Raw genomic sequence first — 16557 nt, forward strand, 5'->3', positions numbered from 1 at the left:
TATCCGTAGCGAAAGATAGTCGCCGACAATTCATGATTTAGATAAATTAGATTCAGTTTACAGTACCTCAGGTTGAATTCAGAATAATGGATTTTGGTATCGGCTTTCTCTCGAACAACGTGATGCTGCCAATCATAGATTTCTTCTATGGTATTGTGCCTAGCTACGGATTAGCGATCGTTGCTTTGACCTTGATAGTCCGCTTCGCGCTCTATCCCCTGAGTGCTGGCTCAATTCGCAACATGCGGAAAATGCGAATTGTACAACCTCTGATGCAGAAGCGGATGGCAGAAATCAAAGAGCGCTATAAGGATGAACCGCAAAAGCAGCAAGAGGAAATGGTCAATGTCCAAAAAGAATTTGGCAACCCTTTGGCAGGCTGTTTTCCATTACTAGTGCAAATGCCAGTTTTATTAGCGCTGTTTGCTACTTTGCGGGGTTCGCCTTTTGCAAGTGCGAACTACAGCGTTAACCTACAAATTCTTCCCGCAGAACAAATCGAACAAATTCAACCACAAGCCTTTGCCACTGCTCCTCAAAATATTTACGTTGCAGATGGGGAACACGTTAAAGTAGCTGCCATTATTCCCAGCGGAAATAAATTAGCGGTGGGAGAACAAACCAAGATACAGTATCAGACTGTTGACGGTAAGCCATTTCAGGTACTCTTAGCAGAACACCCAGAAAACAAGCTGATTCCTGATTGGAAAATTACCAAAGGTGAAGATAGGATAAAAATTGATGCCCAGGGCAATGTAGAAGCCTTGCAACCAGGAGAAGTTACTATTCAAGGAACAATTCCTGGACTAGCAGCAGAAAAAGGCTTTCTATTTATTGATGCTTTAGGCAGGGTTGGCGCACAAGATCCAGATGGCACAATTCACTGGGATATCGTCGCCATGATTGTCTTCTTTGGGATCAGCCTTTATGTTAGCCAAATGCTTTCCGGGCAAAATTCCAGCGGTGGCAATCCGCAGCAGGATACAGTCAACAAAATCACCCCCGTCATCTTTTCTGGGATGTTCTTGTTCTTTCCCCTACCAGCTGGGGTGCTGATGTATATGGTGATTGGTAATATTTTCCAAACCGCCCAAACTTATCTTCTCTCCCGCGAACCTCTACCAGAAGAACTGCAAAAAATCGTAGCAACCCAGGAGAAAGAAGCAGCAGTCACAGAACAAAAAGCATTACCGTTTGAACCAAAAAGTCCTAAGAAAAAGGCAACAGGGGGATCATGAGCGACATTCCGATGCAGCGAGGTCAGCAGTGGTTAAAAACCCTGTTGGAACTCACTGGAATACCTGCTGAGATTCAAGGTCATTTAGAAACTGCCCAATCTCAAGACGGCGATTCTCCAGAACCAGATAACTACTGGTTGACTATTGACCAAACCAATTTGACATCAGAACAAATCCAGGTGTTAATTGGTGCTGATGGTTCTGTGTTAGATGCGATTCAGTATTTAGCAAATTCGGTTTTAAACCTTAGCCAACCCCCAGAAGAACAAGCCTCTTACACCATTGAGTTAAATGGCTATCGGGTCAAAAGAGAAGCCGAAATTCGTGCATTAGCAGAAGCAGCAGCCGATGAAGTGCGTTTTTCTGGTAGAGAAGTGGAAATCAAATCTCTTAGTTCTGCTGAACGGCGACAAGTTCATACCTTCTTAAAGGAATTTGGAGATTTAGAAACCTTCAGTCGCGGTAAAGAACCACATCGTCATCTGGTTGTCTGTCCAGCTTCGTTGGAAGGAGTTAGGAGTTAGGAGTTTGGAGTTATGAGTTTGGAGTTAATTGAAAACTCATAACCATATATAATTTCAAAATTTCTCTTGTTCTTAAGGGATAAAATAAAGATTCAGTACCAGTATAATTGCTGGTAATCGAGATAAATTTTAGTGAGGATGTCTCACAAATCCTATGGACGCAATTTATATTCCGCAGCTAACTCAAGCCCCGGAGCGGACAGAGGAAGTTCAGGTTAATGAATTTCTGCCTGGTCTGGAAACTTTGACACCAGTTCGCGGCTACGTGCGCGTACAGCATCATGGTAATTACTTACAAGTATCTAGTCAGGCAGAAGCAATTATTACTTGTACCTGCAACCGCTGCTTGCAGCAATACAATCGCCGTTTAGGGCTTGATACGAAAGAAATCATCTGGTTAGACGAAACTGCAAATCAGGCAAATGACTTGCCCTTAGAAAGGGAAGTAGTTATGGAAGATTTACTGGAAAGTTTACCGCCCGATGGTTATTTTTATCCAAACGAATGGCTGTATGAGCAGATGTGCTTGGCAGTACCACAACGGCAACTGTGCGATCGCAATTGTCCAGGTATTCCTGTAAGTAGTACTGTTGATAGTGCTGATACTTCTGATAGTCGTGAAACTCCAGTTGATAACCGTTGGGCTTCTCTGAAAGCTTTGAAAAAGCAACTTCCAGGATAGTAATTTGATAATTACGTCAGACTTAAGTCTTCGGCTGCACGAACTAAGCCTGTCTACACAGGCTTATTGTTTTATATTTTATTAAATACTTTCGGTATGAGTTGATAGTCATATTTCTATCGAAAAGATATCAAAAACTTTTGTATTTTATCAATTACTAAAACTAAGTTAATCATAATTTTCACAAGCTCTTGCTTCAAGTAACATTAAATAACCCATTTTCCAAAGATTACGTTATAAAAAATATTAATTATTTTTAGAAATTACTAGGTTTTTAATTTTAAATTAGCAGTTTCTTTGAGAACAGCATTATCTTGACTTGTGCATAGTTGCTGAACGAGAAAAGCAATATTGTATTGTTCTTGCTGATTACTCATTGGCTTTATGAACCAAGAAAGTTGTACATTGCGTTCAAGATAAACTAACCAATAACAGCTATATATGAACTTCCGTGAAGAGTTTAAACTGCTGCTACGCGCCCGCTACCCCTTGATTTATATTCCCACATACGAAGAGGAGCGGGTAGAAGCAGCTATCCGGGAAGAAGCTACCAACCAGGGTAATCGCCCAGTGTATACGTGGGATTTTGTCGATGGCTACCAGGGAAACCCCAATGATGTTGGGTTTGGACGACGTAACCCGTTACAAGCTTTGGAATTTATCGAAAAATTACCAGCTTCTGCACCTGCGGTATTGATTCTCCGAGATTATCATCGCTTTTTAGATGATGTAGCGATCGCTCGCAAACTCCGCAACTTGTCCAGACTCCTGAAGTCTCAACCAAAAAATATTGTCCTACTGTCACCACGCATAGCCATCCCTGACGACTTAACCGAAGTGTTGACAGTCGTCGAGTTTCCCTTACCCGCCGCCCTAGAAATTAAAACTGAGGTAGAACGCTTACTACAAAGTACTGGTAATTCCCTTTCTGGCAAAGTTTTAGATGATTTGGTGCGCTCTTGTCAAGGACTTTCGATGGAACGGATTCGCCGGGTTTTGGCAAAAGCGATCGCAACCCACGGAGAATTGCGACCAGAAGACGTGGATTTGGTTTTGGAAGAAAAGCGCCAAACTATCCGCCAAACCCAAATCTTGGACTTCTACCCTGCCACTGAGCAAATTTCTGATATTGGCGGACTGGATAACTTGAAAGACTGGTTGATTCGTCGGGGAGGCTCATTTACAGATCGAGCGCGACAGTACGGATTACCGCACCCGCGTGGTTTAATGTTGGTGGGTATTCAGGGAACAGGTAAATCGTTAACGGCAAAAGCGATCGCTCATCATTGGCATTTACCCCTGCTACGTTTGGATGTGGGAAGGTTATTTGGTGGTTTGGTGGGTGAATCAGAATCTCGGACTCGCCAAATGATCCAAGTAGCTGAAGCTCTCGCTCCTTGTATTTTATGGATTGATGAAATAGATAAAGCCTTTGCTGGACTTGGTAGTAAAGGTGATGCCGGAACAGCTAGCCGTGTGTTCGGCACTTTTATTAACTGGCTAGCCGAAAAAAGCTCACCTGTGTTTGTCGTCGCCACCGCCAACGACATCCAAGCCTTACCGCCGGAAATGCTCCGCAAGGGGCGATTTGATGAAATTTTCTTTGTGGGTTTGCCTACCCAAGAAGAGAGAAAAGCAATTTATGATGTTCATTTATCCCGACTGCGCCCCCATAACTTGAAAAGTTATGACATCGAAAGGTTAGCTTATGAAACGCCCGATTTTTCTGGGGCCGAGATTGAGCAAACTTTAATTGAAGCGATGCATATTGGATTTAGCCAAAACCGCGACTTTGCTACCGACGACATTTTAGAAGCAGCCAGTCAGATCATACCCTTAGCACGAACTGCTGTAGAGCAAATTCAGCAACTCCAAGAATGGGCTGCTGCTGGGAGAGCGCGTTTAGCATCTAAACACAGTCCTTTGAGCGAACGCCTCCGCCGCACTACGTGAACCCAAAAAAATAAATGTAGAGACGTAGCACTCCTGCGTCTCTACAAAGGTTTTGGATAACGCATATTTAATTTCACCAGATGTCTATTCACCATAGCTACAATAATCAGTTAGTCAAAAGTCAATAGTTAATGATGAATTATTATGGACTATTGATTCTTATACTGATAGGTTACTTGCTTCTCGACTCGTAACCCTTGAGAGCCAGTTAAACAGCACTCTCCTCAATGGGGAAAATACGCAGATAACTGGCTCACCTACACCCTTGAATCTTGATAATCAGGTTTTAATTATGTTGTCTGGCTTAACAAAGTTTATACTTGGGTTCTTCTTAGCGATCGCTGTGCTAATAGGTGGCGGTGCTGCAATTGCACTCTATTTTATGAATCGTACCGGCATAGCCCCTGCCAAACCCATTTATTCCAATGATAGTCCTTCGGTGAAAGCCCAAGCTCCTAAAAAAACTGAGCCTGGAGGAGATAAGCCCACTCTTACATCTGGGACATCTACTCAATCGTCTCCAAGCCCAACCTCTACTCCCACAGAATCACCAAAGGCTACCCCATCATCAAAACCATTACCAGCAGGAGCTTACCAAGGGCGTGTTAGTTGGGCTGAAGGCTTGAGTTTGCGATCGCAACCAAATCAAGAAGCTGAAAAGATTGGTGGAGTTGCTTTTAATCAAAAAATTATTATTTTGTCAGAAAGCGAGGATAAAGCTTGGCAAAAGATCCGTTTGGAAGATAGCGAACAAGAAGGTTGGGTGAAAGCAGGTAATACTGAAAAAGTTGATGAACAATAGGTATTGGGCATGGGGCATGGGGTATTGGGCACAAGAGGCGGAGGGGCAGAGAGGCAGAGGGGAAAAACTTACTGCAACTTCTCCCTTGCTCCCCACTCCCCAGGACACTTACTTGTAAAGAATCATACGAAAAGTAATTATTACACATAGCAAGTAGTATACTTTTTTATAGGCGTTAACTCGAAAAAAGCAAGTGAAAACAGGGGTAGCTAGCCATTTAATCAAGCTTGCCTCAGTCTACGAGGCATCCGAAAGCATCAAGGTTGTTCCTATCGTAGTTAATTTTAAATTTTTAAATTGGAAAAAGTTATCGACTGATGCTGCAATGCGTCTTTTGTCTGTGGCTCTAATTACGGGGCTTCTGAGTATTGCTGGAGAAGCTTTAGCACTTCAGAAAATAGGAAGTAATGGGCCTGAAGTTAGCAGTAGCCAGAGATGTTTAAAGAAGTTAGGCTATTTTAACGGCCCAGTGACAGGTAAGTTTGCTAGCTTGACTCAAAATGCTACGATCAAATTCCAGCAAGCTAATAGAATATCGGCTGATGGAGTTGTGGGTGCTAGTACTCAACGAGCCTTGCAACGAGCGTGTCAGAGTAGAAGTTCTAATAGAAATATCGGTAGCGCATCGCGATCGCCAGTTGGTCAATATCCTACTCTTTCTCAAGGTCAAACTGGTGCAGCCGTCACAAGATTACAACAACGTCTACGGCAGTTAGGCTACTTTAATACTAATCCCACTGGGAATTTTGGACGAATTACTAAAGATGCTGTAATTGCATTCCAGCGAAGTTATCGCATAACTGCTAACGGGATTGTGAATCGACAAACTTGGAACGCACTAATGGGTTCCTCTCCGACTCCAGGAAGATCGAGTCTTTCCAGTCAACAAGTGAGAGAACTGCAAGTGCGTTTGCGGCAGCTAGGTTATTTAAATGCTGATGCCACTGGGAATGTTGGCCCAATGACTAGAGAAGCTGTAATTGCATTCCAGCGAAATAATGGACTACCTGTTGATGGCATTGCTAATGCCCTAGTTTTGGACTCAGTGCGTAGAGCCTCTACAGGTGGTATTCAACAACCAGGTAGAAATTATCTAACTGTAGGCGATCGCGGAGAAAATGTCAGAGTAGTTCAAGAGCGTTTGGCGCAGTTGGGTTTCTCTAATGCTAATCCTGATGGACTTTTCAACGATTACACCAGACAATCTGTGATTGCATTCCAGCAATATTCTCGAATTAATTCTACTGGAAATGTAGATTGGCAAACTTGGGAAGCATTGGGGTTAAATGGTTCAACTGAGGGCAATTATACTCAAAATAATGATTATGTATTAGCTGACACTAATCGCTATGCCTTACCTCCCGCCAATGACTATGTAGTACCTGTTACTAATGGCAATACATTAGTTGCTAATAATCCTTACAGAGTAATAATTCCAATTTCCAGTAATGATACTCTGAGTAAAGTGCAACAATATATACCCAGCGCTGTCGCGGAACAATCCAATTTAGGGGATTATGTGAATGCTGGAGCATTTAGCGATCGCGCCCAAGCAGAAACGCTAACGAAAAAGCTCCGCTCATTAGGTCTGGATGCACGGGTAAAATACAATTAAATTGACAAGCTCAACTGTGAACCTTCCTGAGTTTTATTAACCTCAATCCTAGCTTGGAAGGCTTCTTTGAGGTGGGGCATGTGGGTAACAGTGAGGATGCAGGCAAAATCGGAAGCGATCGCATTAATCGCGGCAATCAAGCGATCGCATCCTTCAGCATCTTGTGTACCAAAACCTTCATCCACAATCAGCAATTGCAACGCCGCCCCCGCCCGTTGCGCTAATAATTTTGCCAAAGCCAAACGGATGGCAAAGTTAATTCTAAAGGCTTCCCCACCAGAGTAAGTTTCATAAGCTCGTGTTCCTCTAGAATCGGCAATTAAAATATCTAAGGTGTCTATCAGCTTGGCATTTTTCTTGGTTGATTTAGCACTGCGCCCAGCTTTTTGAGTAATAAATTGTACATGAAATTGATTACCACTCAGCCGCGAAAGTAGTTGATTTGTCTCGGCTTCCAGTTGCGGTAACACATTCTCAATCATCAGTGCTTGAATACCATTTTTACCAAAAGCTTGCGCTAATTCCTGATAAACACGATATTCCTGCTTGCAAGATTGTAATTGCTGTTGTTGTTGGTCATATTGAATTTGCAGCGTTTCTAGTTGATGCGCCAGTTGTTCTAAACGCCCCAACTTTGTAATTTGCTCATCAAGTTGTCGTCTACGTATTGCTAACTGCTGCTCTAAAGTTTGAATTTGAGCAGATGGGTTAGCTGTTGCTTGTAGTTGCTGAATAATGCTTTCGATTTGTCCGCCGAGTTTTTGCCGCTCGGTTAATCTGGCGCTTCTGGATTCCTCTAACTCTTGCAATCTCGTCTGGAGTTGCGGATACTGCTGCTGGGCTGATAGTAGTTGTTGATACCGCAAATGCCAAGATTGAGCTTTCTTTGCAGCCATACGCAGATTGTTGTGCTGCTCGGAACTGTAGCCAATTTCAGTAATGTGACGCTCAAGAGCCGCGATTTGTCTAGCACATTCAGAATCAATCCGATCTTGCTGGATTCTGACTTGTAATTGGTCAATTTGGGATTGAAGTTCTGGTTTTCGGGCTAATAGTTGCGCTTGTCGCTTAGTTGCATCTTTAATTTGCCCTTGTTTAATTTCTGCCCATCGCCACCGCTCAACTTCGCTTCGGGCAAGGGCGTGGTCTTGTTCATTATAATTAACTTGTTGCAGATATTGGTCTAGCTGCCGGAGTTCAGCTTGTTTATCGGGAGCGTAATCACCAGCTTGGAGCGATCGCTCTAAATGCTGTTTTTCAGCAGCAATTTGTTGTAACTGTTGTTGCACATCTGTTGTCGCTTCTAACTGGGCTGCCAACTGTCCCCGTTGTTCGCGTAAACCATCGTAGCCCGCCAATTGTTGGGATATATCACGATATTCCTGCCTGAGTGTCTGAATTTCTTTGTCAGACACAGCCAATTGTTCCCGCACTACCCAAAACTGCCCTTGAGTATCCTCTAACTCACTTTGGGTTTTTTCCACTACCCGACTCCAGTGATGTTCGTCTAAAGGACGCTCACATAATGGACAAAGTGCTTCAGGATTTTGCAGCATAAGCAATTTTTGCTCTAATTCTCCCAGCAGTTTTTCATAGTCTCGCTGATGAGCTTGCAGACGTTCGATAAAGTGCCGTCTTTCTTGCCCTTTTTCTTGGACTCGTTGCAGATAAACTCGCTTTTTCTCCAGTTCCTCAATCTGGATTGCCACATCCATCACCGCTTGTTGTAGTTGCGGTTGGCGGCGGTGCTGCCGTTGCAATTGGTTCTCAGTACTTTGCAGTTGTTCCAGTCGCGCTAATAAACCAGCATGAGTGCGATCGAGTTGGCTTTGTAAAGTTGCTCGTTGTTGCAACAAGGGAGTCACTTGCATTTGCAATTCATCTAAACGAGCAACATGGTGACGGGCTGCGGTTAGCTGTGACAAAGCAACTTCTACTTCACCTGATTTAGTGAGAGTTTGCTGAATGTCTCGCTCTTGCTGCTGTAAAGCTTCTAGCTGCGCTTGGGCTTGTTGCAGTTGCCGTTCGATTTCGTGAATTTGTTTGGTTAGCTGTTGTTGCTTTTGTTGGCGATCCTGTTGGGCACGGGTGTATTTTTCAAATTTGACAGCAAAAGCTTCTTCTTGAGATTGTAGACTTTGATATTGGGCGTATCCAGCTTTAATTTCAGCTTCTTGGTGTAATATTTTTTCTAAATCTGATAGCTGAGAGCCAATAGCTGATTGTTCTTGTTGGAGGCGATCGCAGTCTTGGGTAAGATTTTGGTATTGCTGCTTTATAAAATTAAGTTGTTGTTCCCAATTTTGGCGCTGGTGCTGGACAACTTGCAAACTTTGTAATTGAATATTATCAAAAGCTTGCACCTGTTGCAGTTGGTTGAGTTCGGCTTCTAACTCCACTCTTTGCGCTTGGGTGATTTCGCGTTGTTGCAGCTGAATTTTTATCGACTCCAAAGAACGCTCTAACTCTACTGCCCGTGCTTTGAACTGACGAGAAGATTCCTTTGCCCGTTCTTCTAAATCATCATACTGATTGAGTTTCAACAACTCCGCTAAAATTTCTTTGCGTTCTGTGGGACGCTTGAGCATGAATTCATCTGCACGACCTTGACGTAAGTAGGCAGAATTAATAAATGTATCGTAATCGAGCTTGATGTGTTCTAAAATCAAATCCTGTGTCGCTCTTACCCCTTTGCAAGTGAGTGAGCGAAACCCAGATGGTATTTCTATTTGAAATTCAAGAACGCTAGTACCTCCCCGAATTCGGGTACGAATCACCCGATATTTTTGCTGGTTACTTTGGAAAGTAAAATCAACCCGAACTTCTTTCGCACCAGAATAGATGACATCATCTTCAGCAGTGGCGCGGCTTTCGCCCCAAATTGCCCAAGTGATTGCTTCTAAAAGGGAGGATTTGCCCGCACCATTGGAACCACAAATACAAGCCGTATGCAAACCACCAAAATCTAAAGTTGCATCACGGTAACTGAGGAAGTTTTTGAGGATAAGTTGTACTGGGATCATTCACCCTATAGCGCCACATCTACTTTTAATAATTAACAGTACAGATGCACTGTTTGTTAGTTTAGCTATCTAGATATCAGGTTTCTAGTCTTGAAGACATCAATTTTACAAAAATTAACAATGTTATGAGTGAATTTTTATTGTTGCATGAAAAAGTTTTGCTGTCTTTGGAGAAAAATGAAACTTTCCTGGAGGCTTTTCGTTATTTTTTTCTATTGACTGAGAAGAAAACATTCCTATTTGATTTGTGAGAATTGAAAGTTACAGATCCCTGACTTCTCAAAGAATTCGGGGATCTTGTCTCTTAGGAATTATTTAGGATTGTCATTGGCTAGTTGCGATCGCTTGACCTTGACCGAGGTATCAACAATCCAATATATGTACCGACAGCAAATTTTGTTAAATCTAGAAATTGAGGGCGACTCTTCTCATCGATAACTGCAAGAGTGAGAGAACCAATCACCATAATCAGCGTTACGACAGCCAGCACTTCATCTCTTGAAGGAAATTTCTTGGATAACATGGACTCCCTCGCAAATTGTTTGAATCACTACATCCATACTTTGACAGGTGAGTGTTTGTTCTAGGCTTAAATACAGATTTGAGATATGAGTGAGTTGTGTATGCGATGAGGATGAATTGCCAAATTGGTAGTTAGAATCAGCAAAAGTGTAATGGTTAGCTTATGTCCGGGCGATCGCTTTTCTGTTCTCTAGAAGGTATCCAAAAAGCAAAAAAAGCTTTAATTCGTTATTCTTTAACTCAAAAGGCATTAGCTGAAGAGTTAGAAGTAACTCGCCAGCCGATCGGAAAGTTCTTTACAGGTAAACCTGTTAACCGCAATCTCTTTGTCCAGATTTGCGACAGGCTAGACCTAGAGTGGGAAGAAATAGTCGCTGAACCAGCGACTGAAGTAGAGGTAAATCAGGATAACAGTATTGATATTGATGCGATCGTGCAAGGGGTACGCGAAAAGATAAAACCCCTCATTCAACAACTCTGCGGCACAATGCGGGTGCTAGATATGACTCAACCCATTGGCTTGAATGACATTTACACCAGCGTTAATATTCTGGAAAAAATCACTGGGCGACAACGGCTAGGAATTGATGAATTATTACAACAGTGTAGGAGCCAGGATTTTGACCTCTTTGGACTCAATAAAATTACTGAAAAACGAGTTCCAGGATTGGAAGCGGTTGAGAAGTATTCCAAGCTAATGATTTTAGGTAAACCAGGAGCAGGTAAAACCACATTTTTGAAGTATTTAGCAATTCATTGTATTGGAGGTGAGTTTCAGGCTGAACGTGTACCGATTTTTGTAACCCTCAAAAGCTTTGCGGAAGCTGCAAACAAACCTGGATTATTGCAATACATCACTGAAAAGACGATAAATCCTATCTTTTCTATTCGAGATGTAATAACTTATGGCAAGGCATTAGTTTTACTTGATGGGTTGGATGAGGTTAGAGAAGAGGATAGCGATCGCATCTTAAAAGAAATTCGTGAGTTTTCTGATCGGTTCCTAAAAAATCAGTTTGTGATGACTTGTCGTATTGCAGCACGGGAGTATACCTTTGAGAAGTTCACAGAGGTAGAAGTTGCTGATTTTGACGATGACCAAATTTCTAACTTTACCAATAACTGGTTTAAGGATAAAGCTGTAAAACCAGAGACTTTTATCAAACGTCTTGAAGAGAATAGCCGAATCAAACAACTTGCTGCAAGTCCTCTGCTGCTGACGTTGCTTTGTTTAGCATTTGAAGAGTCAGGAGATTTCCCTGCAAATCGTTCTGAGTTATACAAAGAAGGACTGGATGCGTTATTGAAAAAATGGGATGCCAAGCGGGGAATTCAACGTAATCAGATTTACAAAAAGCTATCAATCCAGCGTAAAGAAGATTTACTCAGCAAAATAGCGTTGACTACTTTTCAAAGGAGTGAATATTTCTTCAAGCAGAAAGTAGCAGAACATTACATTACCGAATACATTCGCAATTTACCTGGTGCTAATACTGACGAAGAAGCATTGCAACTTGACAGTGAGCAAGTTTTGCGTTCAATTGAACATCATCATGGACTAGTTGTAGCAAGAGCGAAAAGAATTTATTCATTTTCTCACCTGACATTTCATGAGTATTTCACAGCGAGAGAATTTGTGGTTGTGAGACAGTCATCAGAAGAAGCTCTGCAAAATCTTGTTAGCCATATTACTGAGAAACGCTGGCGGGAAGTCTTTTTGCTGGCGGTTGGAATGTCACCAAGTGCAGATCGCTTATTGCTATTGATGAAAGAGAAAATTGATGTGCTCGTATCTTCAGATATAGGATTGCAGCATCTGCTTGCTTGGGTTAATCAAAAATCTTTTTCAGTTCAAATGCCCTATAAAATATCCGCTGTTCGTGCCTTGTATCTTGATCTCACATCTAGATTTGAATCAAGATTTGCTCATGGTTATCTTCTTGCCACTACTATTGATAGCCTTTTAACCCCAACTCATGCTTTTGCACCTGATTTTAGTCTTGACCTTTCTTTAATCGATGACTTAAATCTTGTACGTCCTTATAGTTGTCATCACCTTGACCTGAATTCAATATCTGACTCCCAGTTGCAGAAAGCGCTCCAACCACTTAAAGAGCAACTAAATAATCCAGAATTATGCCTAGCACTAGAAACAATAAGACAATATGATGAACGTAAAAAACAATATGACAAACGTGATAAAAATGGGCTTTTGGCTTGGGATAAGCTATTAAAATGGAGAGAGCAATTAAGACCCGTGCTTATTAAGTATCGCAATATTGGTCACGATTGGCAGTTCACCGACAAGCAGAAAGAATTGCTTAAGCAGTATTGTGATGCCAATAAATTCCTAGTAGATTGTCTAAATAGCGATTGTTATGTCAGTCGTGAAGTACGACAGCAAATAGAAGATAATTTACTATTACCGATCGCAGAGATTAAACAGCGTCAGCAGCAATCTTAAATACACAGATAGCAGATACTAAATCATTCCTTAAGAAAGCAAAAATATTTTTCAATTTTTAGCAAATAAATCTATAATGAAAGTATAAAGTTCGCAGTCAGATCATTCGCCTCTATTTCATGGCTGAAGATATGTGGACATAAAAAATAAAACAGCATTCGGGAACAAAATAATACTCATTTTGCGTCTTAATAAGTGTCTCGCTTCTAATTTTAGTAACGCACATTAGCACGATACAAATTCTGACCAGCGATGTCTACGACGTGCTACACCCACGCGATCGCAAAGACTTCCCATCATAATAAGTACTTTTATCTTCGGAATAGGACTATAGACAGGTTTAAAAACGGTCAGAAACAAACTCAGTGAATCCTCGTCATTAAATACATCACATACACAAAGGATAACCCTCTTATGACTCGCCTACATCAATGGAAATATGGAACCGCTGCATTTATGGCAATGGCCGTTACTACAAGCGTCATTAGCCCCCTATTCAGCTTGGCTCCTGCTAATGCTCAATACAGAATCGATCAAAACAGAACTGGGCAATACGGAAACGTTACCATTCCTTCTGGAGTTGCTCTTCCTGTCACCTACGAAAAAGAGACAATTACTATTGCTCCTGGGGAAAGTAAATCTCTAACCTTGAGAATAGCGAACGACATTATCGACAGAAATAGAAACGTCTTAATTCCTGCTGGTACTAAAATAAATGGACGGCTAGAATCTGTTGACTTAGATAGTTATTCTAGAGATACAAGAGATGAGGATAACCAAGGAAAAGGCGTAAGATTTGTCGCTCAAGAATTAGAATTTTCTAACGGTCAGCGTCAGTCGATTAATGCAACTTCTCGGACATACACCACAACTCAAAGAGTTTCACAGAAGCCCAACACAACTCAGGTTTTAACTGACGCAGCTATTGGTGGGGGTGCTGGTCTTTTAGGTTCATTAATTACTGGTAATCGCAAAATTGACGATTTAAAACCTGTTATTGGTGCGGCTGCGGGTGCGGGTGCTAGTGTGCTATTGCGGAAAAAAGAAGGAAATGCCTTTGTCCTCAGACCTGCACAGGATTTAAAGCTCACTCTGAATTCTAACTTGAATTTAGTACCACAATCCCGCTACTAAATTTAACTTCATTCAAGTTGTGAATTTAATCATCCCTTATATGCGATCGCCACTTTAACTAGAGTGTGCGATCGCCTTTATTTTTAACCTTAAAAACTTCTATTGAACAGCAACTATTCCACCTCTATATCGTCTTCATCAGTATCAATATTTATTGAAATACTTATTTAAAACTTACCTCTATTGTATTCTGTATCCAAAAGAGTATTCAAAATTATGGAATATCCTGATACTTTTATTAAGTAGTAGCGATCGAGGAGCTTTTTCTTATGGTAATTCAAGGTTTAAATTTAAGCACATATCTTGTAATTCCCGTAGTATTAAGTCTTTTGGTTCCGGGAGACAATATAAAAGTATCTTTAGTTGAAAACGTCCGTCAGGTATCCACTAACAAGGAAGCGAGCCTATCTAGCCGTGAGCTAATCAGCGCGAATTCAACACCGAAAACATACTATGTTAGTGGTACTGGAAACGACAATAATAGCGGACTTTCTACTTCATCTGCCTTTAAAACAATTCAAAAGGCAGCAGACCTTACGAACCCTGGCGATACAGTATTGATAATGAACGGAGTATACAAAAATACAGGCAAAGCTGGGAGTGTAGTAAATATTAAACGTTCTGGAACTGCAAATGCATGGATTAGGTATAAAGCATATCCTGGGCATTTCCCAAAAATTCAGCACAATATATGGAATGGTATCACGATTTCAAATAAAGCTTCATATATCGAGATCAACGGGCTAGAGGTTATAGGAAACAATGCCAATATAACCCTTGATTACGCGATGAGTCAGAAGACTAACAAACAAAATCCACTGACAAATGGAAACTGTATCAACGTTGATGGTCGAACGAATGGTCATGTTCATCACATCCGTATTTTGAACAACAAAGTGCATGACTGTGGAGGAGCAGGTATTTCAGCAATTCAAGCAGACTATGTGACAATAGATAACAATGTGGTATTTAATAATGCCTGGTACAGCGTTTATGGTTGCAGTGGCATTTCAATGTTGAGTAATTGGAATTCTGACAACAACCAGGGATACAAGATGTTTGTTACCAACAACAAGACCTACAACAATCGTATGTACATCCCTTGGATTGCAGTCGGAAAGATTACAGACGGTAATGGCATTATTATCGATAGTACAAGAAATCAAGACAACTCAAAATTAGGTGCATATAAAGGACGTACTTTAGTTAAAAACAATCTTGCATTTAATAATGGTGGATCGGGTATTCATGCCTTTTTTAGCGATCATGTTGATATTGTAAATAACACAGCTTTTTTAAATAATCAGAGTCCAGAACTTAATGGTGGGCAAATATTTGCTCATACCTCATCCGATGTCAGAATTCTCAGGAACATTCTCTATGCTTTTCCTGGAAAAAATATTAATAACAACACTAAAAATAAAAACGTTGTTTATGATTATAATATCTATCTCAATAGCTCTAAGATAACTGCTAAGGGGCCTCACGATATTGTTGCAGACTCAGAGTTTTTAAGTAAGCATCCCACTCTCGAAAAAATCTCTGACGATTGGAAATCAGAATTAGATAAACAAAATCCGCCAACGCGGACATCTATAGAGGCTAAGTCAGCAGATTTTGTTTGCGATCCAGTGAATTATCCTTTGCAAGACACACTTATCAAAGTGGGATGTTCCCCGCTATCTTCAGCTCAAACTGCTTTTTCTGATGTTTCATCTAACTATTGGGCGGCACAATTTATTCAACAATTGTCTCAGCAAGGTGTAATTGCCGGATTTCCCGATGGTAGCTTCCGCCCTGAAGAACCGGTGACACGCGCTCAATTTGCCGCAATGGTCGACAAAGCTTTCCAAAAAGCCCAGCAACGACCAGCAATCAATTTTGCTGATGTACCTAGCAACTATTGGGCATCCAGTGCGATTCAGCAAGCTTATACCATTGGTTTCTTATCTGGTTATCCTGGAAATCGCTTTGAGCCTAACCAGGCTATTCCCCGCGAGCAGGTTTTGGTTGCCCTCGCCAACGGTCTGAAATATAGTCCCAGTGGTAATACCGAAAGCACTCTGCAATACTTCAACGATGCCCCTAAGATCGCTAGCTATGCCCGTAGCCCGATCGCAGCAGCAACCGAAAAGCAAATTGTGGTGAACTATCCAAATGTGAAGTCACTCAATCCAACCGCAACTGCTACACGGGCGCAAGTAGCAGCTTTTATCTACCAAGCATTGGTTAGTTCTAATCAAGCCTCAGCAATTAACTCGCCTTATGTTGTGTTAAGACTTAGCAATTAACTCGCCGTATACGGTGGTTGTCGGGTCTACGACTTTAACACCTATATCAGTAACAATTAGAATCTGTTGACTTAGACAGTTATTCGATAGGCGATCGCCACTTTAACTAGAGTGTGCGATCGCCTTTACTTTTAACCATAAAATTTTCTATTTAACAGCAACTATTTTTTCTCTAAATCGTCTCCCTCAGTATCTATATTTTTAGAAATTTGCTAATAGGTAATTGGGTGATGACATTACTTTTATTAGCTAATTCATTTGGCATAGATTTTTTTTTAATTATGACTGTATGACTAAAGTAATGGTTTT

10 protein-coding genes and 2 pseudogenes are annotated in these 16557 nt (G+C 41.3%); 10 read left to right on the forward strand and 2 right to left on the reverse strand.

Annotation, left to right across the window (positions count from 1 at the left end; genetic code table 11):
• The first annotated feature begins 86 nt into the window (after nucleotides 1–86).
• The 6 genes from yidC (at nucleotide 87) to AC1F2U_RS27835 (ending at nucleotide 6814) form a co-directional block, all read left to right on the forward strand.
• Nucleotides 87–1238 (forward strand): membrane protein insertase YidC, encoded by a 1152-nt coding sequence (yidC, locus tag AC1F2U_RS27810; RefSeq protein WP_480264074.1) that lies wholly within the window; start codon nucleotides 87–89, stop codon nucleotides 1236–1238.
• Nucleotides 1235–1762 (forward strand): Jag family protein, encoded by a 528-nt coding sequence (locus tag AC1F2U_RS27815; protein ID WP_289798073.1) that lies wholly within the window; start codon nucleotides 1235–1237, stop codon nucleotides 1760–1762. Before yidC ends, AC1F2U_RS27815 begins: the two co-directional genes overlap by 4 nt.
• Before the next feature lie 154 nt (nucleotides 1763–1916).
• On the forward strand, nucleotides 1917–2444 hold the full coding sequence (locus AC1F2U_RS27820) for a YceD family protein (protein WP_480264075.1): 528 nt from the start codon (nucleotides 1917–1919) through the stop codon (nucleotides 2442–2444).
• 441 nt (nucleotides 2445–2885) lie between these two features.
• Nucleotides 2886–4397 carry an AAA family ATPase gene (locus AC1F2U_RS27825; RefSeq protein WP_480264076.1) on the forward strand — a complete coding sequence of 504 codons (1512 nt, stop codon included), beginning with the start codon at nucleotides 2886–2888 and terminating at the stop codon, nucleotides 4395–4397.
• Nucleotides 4398–4689: 292 nt separating this feature from the next.
• The gene (locus AC1F2U_RS27830; protein WP_480264077.1) at nucleotides 4690–5199 is read left to right on the forward strand and encodes an SH3 domain-containing protein; all 510 of its coding nucleotides are present in this window, start codon (nucleotides 4690–4692) and stop codon (nucleotides 5197–5199) included.
• Between the two features lie 193 nt (nucleotides 5200–5392).
• Complete coding sequence (locus AC1F2U_RS27835; protein ID WP_480264078.1) at nucleotides 5393–6814, forward strand: peptidoglycan-binding protein; 1422 nt, start codon at nucleotides 5393–5395, stop codon at nucleotides 6812–6814.
• Here the strand turns inward: AC1F2U_RS27835 and sbcC are convergent.
• Nucleotides 6811–9837 carry an exonuclease subunit SbcC gene (gene sbcC / locus AC1F2U_RS27840; protein WP_480264079.1) on the reverse strand — a complete coding sequence of 1009 codons (3027 nt, stop codon included), beginning with the start codon at nucleotides 9835–9837 and terminating at the stop codon, nucleotides 6811–6813. The genes AC1F2U_RS27835 and sbcC overlap by 4 nt on opposite strands.
• A 331-nt stretch (nucleotides 9838–10168) precedes the next feature.
• Complete coding sequence (locus AC1F2U_RS27845) at nucleotides 10169–10360, reverse strand: hypothetical protein (RefSeq protein ID WP_480264080.1); 192 nt, start codon at nucleotides 10358–10360, stop codon at nucleotides 10169–10171.
• Between the two features lie 162 nt (nucleotides 10361–10522).
• Here AC1F2U_RS27845 and AC1F2U_RS27850 point away from each other — a divergent pair, with 162 nt between their 5' ends.
• From AC1F2U_RS27850 to AC1F2U_RS27865, 4 genes and pseudogenes are all read left to right on the forward strand, one after another.
• A complete protein-coding gene (locus AC1F2U_RS27850) occupies nucleotides 10523–12823 on the forward strand; it encodes an NACHT C-terminal helical domain 2-containing protein (RefSeq protein ID WP_480264081.1) in 2301 nt (766 codons plus the stop codon).
• A 414-nt stretch (nucleotides 12824–13237) separates the two neighbouring features.
• Nucleotides 13238–13957: a conjugal transfer protein TrbI gene (locus tag AC1F2U_RS27855; protein ID WP_480264082.1), complete on the forward strand. Its 720-nt coding sequence runs from the start codon at nucleotides 13238–13240 to the stop codon at nucleotides 13955–13957.
• Nucleotides 13958–14745: 788 nt separating this feature from the next.
• Nucleotides 14746–15318 (forward strand): annotated as a pseudogene (locus tag AC1F2U_RS27860) (right-handed parallel beta-helix repeat-containing protein); the annotation flags it as partial.
• A 270-nt stretch (nucleotides 15319–15588) separates the two neighbouring features.
• Nucleotides 15589–16230: pseudogene (locus AC1F2U_RS27865) on the forward strand (S-layer homology domain-containing protein); the annotation flags it as partial.
• Between the last annotated feature and the right edge of the window lie 327 nt (nucleotides 16231–16557).

The sequence above is a fragment of the Nostoc sp. LEGE 12454 genome, from assembly GCF_056620565.1.

What these genes read in the sequence shown, in the direction of transcription:
- yidC (WP_480264074.1), top strand. Translation starts at nt 87, where the DNA reads ATGGATTTTGGTATCGGCTTTCTCTCGAACAACGTGATGCTGCCAATC.
- AC1F2U_RS27815 (WP_289798073.1), top strand. Translation starts at nt 1,235, where the DNA reads ATGAGCGACATTCCGATGCAGCGAGGTCAGCAGTGGTTAAAAACCCTG.
- AC1F2U_RS27820 (WP_480264075.1), top strand. Translation starts at nt 1,917, where the DNA reads ATGGACGCAATTTATATTCCGCAGCTAACTCAAGCCCCGGAGCGGACA.
- AC1F2U_RS27825 (WP_480264076.1), top strand. Translation starts at nt 2,886, where the DNA reads ATGAACTTCCGTGAAGAGTTTAAACTGCTGCTACGCGCCCGCTACCCC.
- AC1F2U_RS27830 (WP_480264077.1), top strand. Translation starts at nt 4,690, where the DNA reads ATGTTGTCTGGCTTAACAAAGTTTATACTTGGGTTCTTCTTAGCGATC.
- sbcC (WP_480264079.1), bottom strand. Translation starts at nt 9,837, where the DNA reads ATGATCCCAGTACAACTTATCCTCAAAAACTTCCTCAGTTACCGTGAT.
- AC1F2U_RS27845 (WP_480264080.1), bottom strand. Translation starts at nt 10,360, where the DNA reads ATGTTATCCAAGAAATTTCCTTCAAGAGATGAAGTGCTGGCTGTCGTA.
- AC1F2U_RS27850 (WP_480264081.1), top strand. Translation starts at nt 10,523, where the DNA reads ATGTCCGGGCGATCGCTTTTCTGTTCTCTAGAAGGTATCCAAAAAGCA.
- AC1F2U_RS27855 (WP_480264082.1), top strand. Translation starts at nt 13,238, where the DNA reads ATGACTCGCCTACATCAATGGAAATATGGAACCGCTGCATTTATGGCA.